The sequence below is a fragment of the Streptomyces sp. NPDC057654 genome, assembly GCF_042800135.1.
Lineage (GTDB): Bacteria > Actinomycetota > Actinomycetes > Streptomycetales > Streptomycetaceae > Streptomyces.
In genome coordinates, this window is record NZ_JBHVHQ010000259.1 from 1 (window position 1) to 9,880 (window position 9,880).

General features: G+C 69.5%; 9 protein-coding genes. 3 read left to right on the plus strand and 6 right to left on the minus strand.

The window, feature by feature from the left end; genetic code table 11:
• The 4 genes from ACFU99_RS20200 to ACFU99_RS20215 all read right to left on the minus strand — a co-directional run.
• On the minus strand, positions 1-1,051 hold a 1,051-nt coding region (locus tag ACFU99_RS20200), incomplete at its 3' end, for a glycoside hydrolase family 3 protein (protein WP_384393837.1).
• A 9-nt stretch (positions 1,052-1,060) separates the two neighbouring features.
• Complete coding sequence (locus ACFU99_RS20205) at positions 1,061-1,891, minus strand: carbohydrate ABC transporter permease (RefSeq protein ID WP_384393840.1); 831 nt, start codon at positions 1,889-1,891, stop codon at positions 1,061-1,063.
• Complete coding sequence (locus ACFU99_RS20210; protein ID WP_384393842.1) at positions 1,888-2,880, minus strand: carbohydrate ABC transporter permease; 993 nt, start codon at positions 2,878-2,880, stop codon at positions 1,888-1,890. The genes ACFU99_RS20205 and ACFU99_RS20210 overlap by 4 nt, the downstream gene beginning before the upstream one ends.
• A 270-nt stretch (positions 2,881-3,150) precedes the next feature.
• Positions 3,151-4,422, minus strand: a complete 1,272-nt coding sequence (locus tag ACFU99_RS20215; RefSeq protein ID WP_384393845.1) for an extracellular solute-binding protein — start codon at positions 4,420-4,422, stop codon at positions 3,151-3,153.
• Between the two features lie 240 nt (positions 4,423-4,662).
• Here ACFU99_RS20215 and ACFU99_RS20220 point away from each other — a divergent pair, with 240 nt between their 5' ends.
• The 3 genes from ACFU99_RS20220 to mctP all read left to right on the plus strand — a co-directional run bounded on the left by ACFU99_RS20220 (position 4,663) and on the right by mctP (position 7,483).
• On the plus strand, positions 4,663-5,436 hold the full coding sequence (locus ACFU99_RS20220; protein ID WP_384393847.1) for a GntR family transcriptional regulator: 774 nt from the start codon (positions 4,663-4,665) through the stop codon (positions 5,434-5,436).
• 158 nt (positions 5,437-5,594) lie between these two features.
• On the plus strand, positions 5,595-5,852 hold the full coding sequence (locus ACFU99_RS20225) for a DUF3311 domain-containing protein (RefSeq protein ID WP_384393850.1): 258 nt from the start codon (positions 5,595-5,597) through the stop codon (positions 5,850-5,852).
• Positions 5,849-7,483: a monocarboxylate uptake permease MctP gene (gene mctP, locus ACFU99_RS20230; protein ID WP_384393852.1), complete on the plus strand. Its 1,635-nt coding sequence runs from the start codon at positions 5,849-5,851 to the stop codon at positions 7,481-7,483. Before ACFU99_RS20225 ends, mctP begins: the two co-directional genes overlap by 4 nt.
• A 70-nt stretch (positions 7,484-7,553) precedes the next feature.
• On the opposite strand, the gene ACFU99_RS20235 is transcribed toward mctP, so the two are convergent.
• Positions 7,554-8,912 (minus strand): TolB family protein, encoded by a 1,359-nt coding sequence (locus tag ACFU99_RS20235; protein ID WP_384393855.1) that lies wholly within the window; start codon positions 8,910-8,912, stop codon positions 7,554-7,556.
• Between the two features lie 90 nt (positions 8,913-9,002).
• On the minus strand, positions 9,003-9,880 hold an 878-nt coding region (locus tag ACFU99_RS20240), incomplete at its 5' end, for a TolB family protein (RefSeq protein WP_384393857.1).

Consider the following 9,880-nt stretch of genomic DNA (forward strand, 5'->3'; position numbering starts at 1 on the left):
CCGGAACAGCCCCCCTGGCCCGGTGCGCCTGGGTCCAGGACGCCAGGGCGCGTACCCGCGCCGCGGCGTCCGCCAGCCGCTCCTCGGGCAGTTCACCGGTCCGTACCGCTGCGACCAGCGCGTCGCGCAGCCGCAGCACGGTCTCCGCGTCGGCCGTGTTGCCGCCGACGCAGATGGCGTCGGCGCCCGCGGCGACGGCGAGCACGCTGCCGTGCTCGATGCCGTAGGTGCCGGCGATGGCGTGCATCTCCATGCCGTCGGTGACGATCAGCCCGTCGAAGCCGAGGCCGCCCTCGCTCTCGGGGGCGCGCAGCAGGCCGTGCAGCGTGGTCGGGCTGAGGGTGGCGGGCAGGCTCGGGTCGAGCGCGGGCAGCAGGATGTGGGCGCTCATCACGGACTTGGTGCCGGCCGCGATGGCGGCCCGGAAGGGCGTCAGCTCGCGGGCGTACAGGGTGCCGAGGTCGGCGCCGATGCGCGGCATGGAGTGGTGCGAGTCGACGGCGGTGTCGCCGTGGCCGGGGAAATGCTTGGTGCAGGCGGCGACGCCGGCGGACTGCATGCCCTCGACGTAGGCGGCGGTGTGCCGGGCGACGAGGTGCGGGTCGGCGCCGAAGGACCGTACGCCGATGACCGGATTGCCCGGGTTGGAGTTGACGTCGGCGGACGGCGCCCAGTTGAGGTTGACGCCGCACTCGGCCAGCCGGCGGCCGAGCTCGCGGGCGACCGCCCGGGTGAGCTGCGGGTCGTCGACGGCGCCGAGGGCGAAGTTGCCGGGGAACGAGGAGCCGGTGCGGACCTCCAGCCGGGTGACGTCCCCGCCCTCCTCGTCGATGGCGACGAGGATGTCGGGGCGCTCGGCGCGGAGCTGCGCGGTGAGGGCGGCGAGCTGCTCGGGCGTGGCGACGTTGCGGCCGAACAGGGCGACGGAGGACAGCCCCTCGCCGATTCTGCGCAGCAGCCACTCGGGGGCCTCGGTGCCGGTGAAACCGGGTTGCAGAACGGTGAGCGCGTCTCGGGTCAGGGTGTCGGTGTCGCGGGCGAGCGTCGTCATGGGCGGGCGTTATCCCTTCACTGCACCGGAGGTGAGTCCGCTGACTGCCTTGCGCTGAAGGATCAGGAAGACGAGGAGGATGGGGACGGCGAAGAGGGAGGAGGCGGCCATGGTGGCGCCCCAGTCGTCGCCGAAGGTGGTGCGGAATCCGGTGAGCCAGACCGGGAGGGTCTGCGCCGACGGGTCCTTGCTGAGGATCAGGACGAGCGGGAACTCGTTCCAGGCGGTGATGAAGCCGAACAGCGAGGTGGACATCAGGCCGGGGGCCAGCAGCGGGAAGACGACCTTCACGAACGCCTGCCGGCGGGTGCAGCCGTCGACCATCGCGGACTCCTCCAGCTCCTTGGGCACGGCGGCGATGAAGCCGCGCAGCGTCAGGATGGTGAAGGGCAGCACCATGATCGTGTAGAAGGCGGTGAGCGGCACCAGGCTGTTGAGCAGGTCCGCGTCGCGTACGACCAGGTAGACGGCGATGACCATGACCTCCCAGGGGGCCATCTGCGCCATCATCATGATCAGGATGGTGCTCTTGCGCCCCTTGAAGCGCATGCGGGCGATCGCGAAGGACGCGGAGACGCCGATGAGCAGCGAGAAGACGACCGCGAGCACGGTGACGGTGAAGGAGTTGCCGACGAGCGTCCAGAAGCCGTCGGCGTTCATCGCCTTGGAGAAGTGCTCGAAGGTCGGGTTGGTCGGGAACCAGACCGGGACCTCGCTGATGACGTCGTTGTTCTGCTTGAAGGCGGTGGCGAACATCCAGTAGACGGGGAACACGAGCCCGATGAAGAGAACGACCGCGGTCGCTCCCGGCCAGACGCGGCCCAGAAGTGAGCGCCTCACAGCTCGTCCTCCTCTTGCTTCAAGACGATGCGGAAGTAGTACGCCATCAGCGCCAGCAGGATCAGGATGGTGAGGATGGAGATCGCGGCGCCCATCCCGAAGTGCTGGCTGCCCATGCCCTCCACGAACGCGTGGACGGGCAGGGTCTCGGTGAGGTGGTCGGGGCCGCCCTGGTTGATGGCGTAGACCTGCGGGAACGCCTTGAAGACCCAGATGATCTCCAGGAACGTCGTGGCCAGGAAGAAGGGCTTGAGCATCGGGAACGTCACCGAGGTGAAGCTCTTCCAGGCGCCGGCGCCGTCGAGCGAGGCGGCCTCGTACAGCTCCTTGGAGATGGTGGTCGTCGCCGCGTAGAGGTTGAAGGCGACGAAGGGCACCGACTGCCAGACGATCAGCACGATGATGACGAAGAACGTCGAGAGCTGGTCGCCGATCCAGTTGTAGTGGGCCATCGAGTGCCAGCCGAACTGGTCCAGGACGTAGTTGACGACGCCGAAGCGCTCGTCGAAGAGCCACTGGAAGACGGTGGTCGCGGCGATGACGGGCATGGCCCAGGCGAGCGCGAGGCCGAGCATCAGCAGCAGCCGCATCCGCTTGCCGAGCCGGGCGAGGAGCAACCCGATCAGGGAGCCGATCACCATGATCAGGAAGACGTTGGCGGCGGTGAACAGGACCGTCCGGAGTGTGACGCCCCAGAAGTCGGAACTGCCCAGCTGGCTGCTGTAGTTGTCGAACCCGGTCCACTCGGTGACGTGCTGGATCAGCTGGCGCGGATTGAGGTTCTGGAACGAGATGAGGCCGTTGTTGATCAGCGGCCAGCCGAGCAGCAGCACCGTGACGATCGCCGCGGGGAGGATCAGGAGATACGGCGCCGCGCCGCCTCTCGCGCCCCGTCCGGCGCCGCGGGCGCGCTTGCCCGGTGGCGGCCCGGCGCTCCCGGCCCCAGGGGCGACGAGGTCCGCGGGGACCTCTTTCGACTCGATGGACATGGGGTTCTTCTTCCTGCGCCGAGCGCGCCGTGCGTGGTCGTACCAGGGGCCCGTACGGACCCGGCCGGAGCCGGAAGCCGACCCGGGGCCGGAGGGCCGGGCGGAGGGCGCGAGCCGTCAGCCGGAGGCCGAAACGTCGGGGCTGCCGAAACGTCGTGGATGCCGTCGGGCATGCCGTCGGGGATGGGGAGCCTTACGGACGGAAGTCCGTACGGGCCGGGGTGCGCCGGTCCGTACGGATCTCACGTGCGGGCGCGGGGCCCGCCGGGCTCACTGCTTCTGGCTGAGCCGCTTGTTCATGTCGGACTCGACCTGCTTGGCGGCCTCGTCGGCGGACTTTCCGTTCAGCACGGCCGTCATGTACGCCTTGATCGGGTTCGGCTCGTTCTCCACCGCGGCCCACTCGGGGACCAGCGGGGTGGTGCCGCCGCCCGCGACGGCGGGGGTCATCGCCTCGGCGGCCGCGTTGCCCTTGACGGCGTCCATCAGGGACTGCTTGTTCGGGACGTTGCCGACCTCCTTGGCCAGCGCGGACTCGTTCTTGTCGGAGAGGGCGACCTTCAGGAACTCCTTGGCGAGGTCCTGCTTCTTGCTGCCCGTGGCGACCGCGAGGTTGGAGCCGCCGAGGAAGACGCCCTCGGGCTTGTCCGCGGTCTCACCGGGGAGCGTGAAGTAGCCGATGTCCTTCTTGATGGCCGGGTTGGTCTTGATGGAGACGTTCGCCTCCCAGCCCATGCCGATGAACGCGCCGGTCTTGCCCTTGCCGAAGACCTCGCCCTGCTGCGGGTTGGCCTCGTCCTTGTCCTTGGGGGCGGTGCTGAAGGACTGGTACTGCTTGTAGATGTCCATGGCCTTGGCGACCTTCGGGTCGGAAAGGTTGCTGACGAGCTTCTTGCCGTCCTTCTTCACCGGCTCGACGCCCTGGCCGATGAACATGCCGTCGAGGACGTACCAGCTCTGGCCCGGCAGGTAGATCGGGTCGGCGTCGCCCTTCTTCTTGATCGTGTCGAGGTCCTTGAGGAACTCGGTGCGCGTCTTGGGCGTGTCCTTGATGCCGGCGTCGGCCCAGATCTTCTTGTTGTAGACGACGACGCGGTTGGCGGCCCACCACGGCGCGGCGTACTGCTTGCCGTCGTAGATGGAGGACTTGTTGATGGACTCGGTCCAGTCGGCGCCGATCTCCTTCTTGAGGTCGGAGAGGTCCTCCAGGCCGCCGGTCTGCGCGTACATCGGCGTCTGGGTGTTGCCGATCTCGACGACGTCCGGCGGGTTGGACTCGGAGAGCGCCGTGGTCAGCTTCTGCTGGATGCCGTTCCACTTCTGGATGGTGATCTTGAGCTTGGCGCCCGTCTTCTTCTCGAACTCGGCCTGGACGTCCTTGGTCCACTTCGGCGGATTCGAGCCATCCATGAACCAGACGTTCAGGGTCTCGCCCTTGAAGCCGTCGGCACCCGACTTCTTGTCACCGTCGCCGGACCCGCAGGCCGCAACACTCACCAACATGGCCGCGACACCCGTCGCCGCTATGAGCCCACGCTTCACAGCACTCTCCTCTAAGGACCGACCGTGGTCTTTAATGGTTTAGACCAGTTCCCGCAGCTTGGCCTAGACCTTTTGGGGTGTCAAGGGTGTATAAGAGTCGCTGTCAGGTCCGTTATCGGACCGACACCTGAGGTCGGCGCTTCGGCGCGGGTCCGCTCGGGCCCTGCCCGTGCCACGATGTGACGCGAATGGACGGAGGAGCCGGTGACGGCAGCAGGTTCGGAGTCGGGAAGGCGCACCTTGGCGACCGACGGAGGCACCGCGGAAGGCGCCGCCGTCGGCGCGGCCGGTGTGACGCGCACCGCGCGCGTCCCCAAGTACTACCGCCTCAAACGGCACTTGCTGGAGATGACCGAAACACTACCCCCGGGGACCCCGGTTCCTCCAGAGCGCGCACTGGCCGCGGAATTCGACACCTCCCGCACGACGGTACGCCAGGCACTCCAGGAACTCGTCGTCGAGGGGCGCTTGGAGCGCATCCAGGGCAAGGGCACCTTCGTCGCCAAGCCCAAGGTATCCCAGGCCCTCCAACTCACCTCCTACACCGAGGACATGCGGGCCCAGGGCCTCGAACCCACCTCCCAGCTCCTGGATATCGGCTACGTCACCGCCGACGACCGGCTCGCCGGGCTGCTCGACATCACCACGGGCGGCCGGGTGCTGCGCATCGAGCGGCTGCGGCTCGCGAGCGGCGAGCCGATGGCGATCGAGACCACGCACCTGTCGGCGAAGCGCTTTCCGGCGCTGCGCCGCTCCCTGGTGAAGTACACCTCGCTCTACACGGCCCTGGCCGAGGTCTACGACGTGCACCTGGCCGAGGCCGAGGAGACGATCGAGACGTCCCTGGCCACGCCGCGCGAGGCCGGGCTGCTCGGCACGGACGTGGGCCTGCCGATGCTGCTGCTCTCCCGCCATTCGCTGGACGCGCGGGGGGAGCCGGTGGAGTGGGTGCGGTCGGTGTACCGGGGGGACCGGTACAAGTTCGTGGCACGGTTGCGGCGGCCTGTCGACTGAGGCTGCTCGCGGGTTGACGCTCGTACACCCCCTGACCTGCGGGTCCGCGAAGCGTGTCCGTACCGATATACGGGCGGGGGGTGACGTCCGGAGGGCGGCTCCTCTAGATTTCCTGCGCATTACGCAGAAGATCGGTCAAGGGGACGGAGCGCGTGCCAATGTCGGAACAACCCGAGGCCGAGCGGAGGCCCGTCGTCACGGCGCCGCTCGTCGTGGCGGGCGTCTGCCTCGTCATCCCCTTCATCGCGATCCTGTGGGTCGGCTCGTACGCGAAGACCGACCCGGCCTTCATCGGCATCCCGTTCTTCTACTGGTACCAGATGGCCTGGGTGCTGATCTCGACCGGGCTCACCTCCATCGCGTACGTCATCGTCCGCCGCCACGAGCGGGCCCGTAGGGCGGGTGCGTCGCGATGAACCACGGCGTGAACGGCGTCGCGCTCGCCGTCTTCATCTTCTTCTTCGTGGCCGTCACGGTCATGGGCTTCCTCGCCGCCCGCTGGCGGCGCGCGGACAACGCTGCGAGCCTCGACGAATGGGGCCTCGGCGGCCGCAGCTTCGGCACCTGGATCACCTGGTTCCTGCTCGGCGGCGACCTCTACACCGCGTACACCTTCGTCGCCGTGCCGGCGGCCGTGTACGCGGCGGGCGCGGCCGGGTTCTTCGCGGTCCCGTACACGATCCTCGTCTACCCGCTGATCTTCACCTTCCTGCCCCGGCTCTGGTCGGTCTCGCACAAGCACGGGTACGTGACCACCTCGGACTTCGTGCGCGGCCGGTTCGGCTCCAAGGGGCTGTCGCTGGCGGTGGCGCTGACCGGCATCCTCGCCACGATGCCGTACATCGCGCTGCAACTCGTCGGCATCCAGGCCGTCCTGGACGTGATGGGCGTCGGCGGCGGCGAGAACACCAACTGGTTCGTCAAGGACCTGCCGCTGCTCATCGCCTTCGCCGTGCTGGCGGCCTACACCTACTCGTCCGGGCTGCGCGCGCCCGCGCTCATCGCGTTCGTCAAGGACGGCCTGATCTATATCGTCATCCTGGTCGCGATCATCTACATCCCGATGAAGCTGGGCGGCTTCCACGACATCTTCGCGAAGGCGGGCCACGCCTTCGAACAGATCAATCCGGCCACCGGGAAGCCGCGCGGCGAGCTGGCCAGCGGCGACAAGGCGCAGTGGGCGTACGGGACGCTGGCGCTGGGCTCGGCGCTCGCGCTGTTCATGTATCCGCACTCGATCACGGCGACGCTCTCCAGCCGCAGCCGCAATGTGATCCGCCGCAACACCACGATCCTGCCGCTGTACTCGCTGATGCTGGGGCTGCTGGCGCTGCTCGGCTTCATGGCGATCGCGGCGGGCGTCAAGGTGAAGAACGGCCAGCTGGCGATTCCGCAGCTGTTCGAGGACATGTTCCCGGACTGGTTCGCGGGCGTCGCGTTCGCGGCCATCGGCATCGGCGCGCTGGTCCCCGCGGCGATCATGTCGATCGCGGCGGCCAACCTCTTCACGCGCAACATCTACAAGGACTTCCTCAAGCCCGCGGCGACGCCCGCGCAGGAGGCCAAGGTCTCCAAGCTGGTCTCGCTGCTGGTGAAGGTCGGCGCGCTGGTGTTCGTCCTGACCATGGACAAGACGGTGGCGATCAACTTCCAGCTGCTGGGCGGCATCTGGATCCTCCAGACCTTCCCGGCGCTGGTGGGCGGCCTGTTCACGCGCTGGTTCCACCGGTGGGCGCTGCTCGCCGGATGGGCGGTCGGCATGGTCTACGGCACGGTGGCCGCGTACGGGGTGGCGAGCCCCACGCAGAAGCACTTCGGCGGCAGCAACGACCAGATCCCGGGCATCGGCGAGATCGGCTACATCGGGCTCACCGCGTTCGTGCTCAACGCCATCGTGACGGTCGTGCTGACCGTCGTCCTGCGGGCCGTGAAGGCCCCGGCGGGCGTGGACGAGACGTCGCCCGCGGACTACACGGCGGACGCGGGCGATCCGGGCGTGCAGGAGGAGCTGCCGCCGGCGACGGCGGGGGCGTCGGGCGGGCACTGACCCGTACGAGAGCGGATGGATGGCGGGCCCCGGTTTCTCACATTGCGAGAAGCCGGGGCCCGTCTGGCTGTTACGGCTCCACGTGCCGTACGAAGACGTCCACGGCCCCGTTGGTGTCGCCGACGACGAGGTGGCTGTCGTCCGAGTCGAAGGCCGCGATGCGGCCCGCGGCGTCGACGGAGACGAAGTCCGTCCAGGTCGTGGACTGGCTGTCGTCGTTCGCGAGACTCACCAGTTCGACCCTGCCGGTCCTCAGGTCGCGTACGAAGACGTCACCGGCGTTGTTGGTGTCGCCGGGCACGAGGTTGGTCGCCGAGGAGTGGAAGAACAGCAGCCGTCCGTGGTCGGCGAGCTTCCCCCCGTACGAGGCGCTGTTGGCCTGGCTCCCGTCGCCCGCGAGCGACTCCAGGGTGGTGGTTCCCTCGCGGAGGTCCCGGAGGTAGACCCGCCCTTCGCGGGTGGGGGTCTGCGGCACCAGGTTGGGCCAGTAGCTGTGGAAGACGGCGTACCGGCCGTCCGCGCTGAGCGAGGTGACGCTGCCCCCGGAGGTCTCCCCCGCCGAACTCACGGACAGGGCGCGGGTCCGCCCGGTGCGCAGGTCGTGGATGAAGGAGGGGTACTCCCTGGGTTTGGCGACGGAGGCCCCGCGGGGTTCCTTGCGGACCGGCGTGCCGGGGTCCAGGTTCAACGCCCGCGAGACGAAGGCGATGTGCCGCCCGTCCGCGCTGATGACCGGCCCGGCGGACGGCCCGTCCGCCTGGGTACCGTCGCTCGCGACGCTCACCCGCCGGGTGGTGTGCGTACTCCGGTCGTACGCGAAGATGTCCTGCACGTTGTTGGTGTCGCCCGGCACCAGATCGGCGCGGCGCGAGGCGTAGGCGACGACGCGCCCGTCGGCGCTGATCGTCGGCATCCAGGCGTTGTAGAGCTGCGGGCCGGTGGCCGTGCCGACGCTGACGCGCTCGGTGCGGCCGGTGTGCCGGTCGCGGACGAACACGTCGTCCGAGCCGTTGTCGTCGCCGGGCGCGAGATTGGCGGCATCCGAGTTGAACGCGACATACCGGCCGTCGGCACTGACCGAGGCGCCGGACGATCTGGAGTCCGCCTGCGCGCCGCCGGTGGCCACACTGACGCGCTCGACCTTCTTGGTCCGCAGGTCCTTGATGAAGACGTCGTCCACTCCGTTGGTGTCACCGGGCACCAGGTTGGCGGCGGCCGAGGTGAAGACCACGTAGCGGCCGTCGGCCGAGACCCCTTCGGTGTACGACGCGCCGGCCGCTTGCGTCCCGTCGGCGGCGACGCTCACCCGCTCCGTGTGCGGCCCCGTGCCGCCCCCGGCCCAGGCCGCCCCCGTCAGCGGCAGCGCGAGCGCGCAGGCCGCCACGCCGATGACGGCCGTACGTCCGAGCAACTGTCTGGGTACGTCCATCCTGACTCTCCCCTCCCACAAGTCTTCCGAGACGGCTGAGCCAACTCCCTCGGCCGTACGCGGTCAACGGATGGGACGGCCGACAGGATCTCAATACGCCTGTTGCGGCAGGGGAAACCGGGACCCTTGTCCTATTCCGTGCCATGCCCTGACAGCGGTGTCGCCGGGGCCGGTGGTTCCGCCGACGGTCCGTGGGGTGTCCCAGGCGACGCTCGCGGGCCGGGTCCGGCCGGTGTGGAGGTCGTGGACGTAGAAGGGGTACGGGCGCGGGTCGGGGGCGGTGTGGGCCGGCGGGCGGGCGGGGTCGAGGTTGGCGGCGCGGGAGGCGAAGGCGACGTGGCGGCCGTCCGCGCTGACGACCGGGCTGGCGGACGCCGCGTCCGCCTGGGCGCCGTCGCTCGCGACGCTCACCCGCCGCGTGGTGTGCGTACGCCGGTCGTACGCGAAGACGTCCCGCACGCCGTTGGTATCGCCCGGCACCAGGTCGGCGCGGGCCGAGACGAAGGCCACGACGCTCCCGTCGGCGCTGATCGCCGGGGTCCGCGCACCCCGGTCCGCCCCGGAACCCGCGCCTCCGGCCGCCCCCGTGCCCGTACGGTCAGCCGTACCGCTGCCCGCCCCCGTGCCCGTACGTCCGCCCGTACTCGTGCCCGTACGACCGCCCGTACCCACGCCCGTATCGCCAGTCGTACGTCCGCCCGTACCGCCCCCGGTGATCCGTTCCGTGCGGCCGGTGCGGCGGTCGCGGACGAAGATGCCGGGCGTGTCGTCGGCGTCGTCGTCCGGCGCGAGATTGGTCGCCGCCGAGGCGAAGGCGACATAGCGGCCGTCGGCGCTGATCGCGGGCTCCGCCGACCAGGAATCGGCCTGCGTGCCGTCGGCGGCGACGCTCACGAGCTCCGTGGCGCCCGTCCGCAGGTCCTTGACGAAGAGGTCCGCCTCGCCATTGGCATCGCCGGGTACAAGAT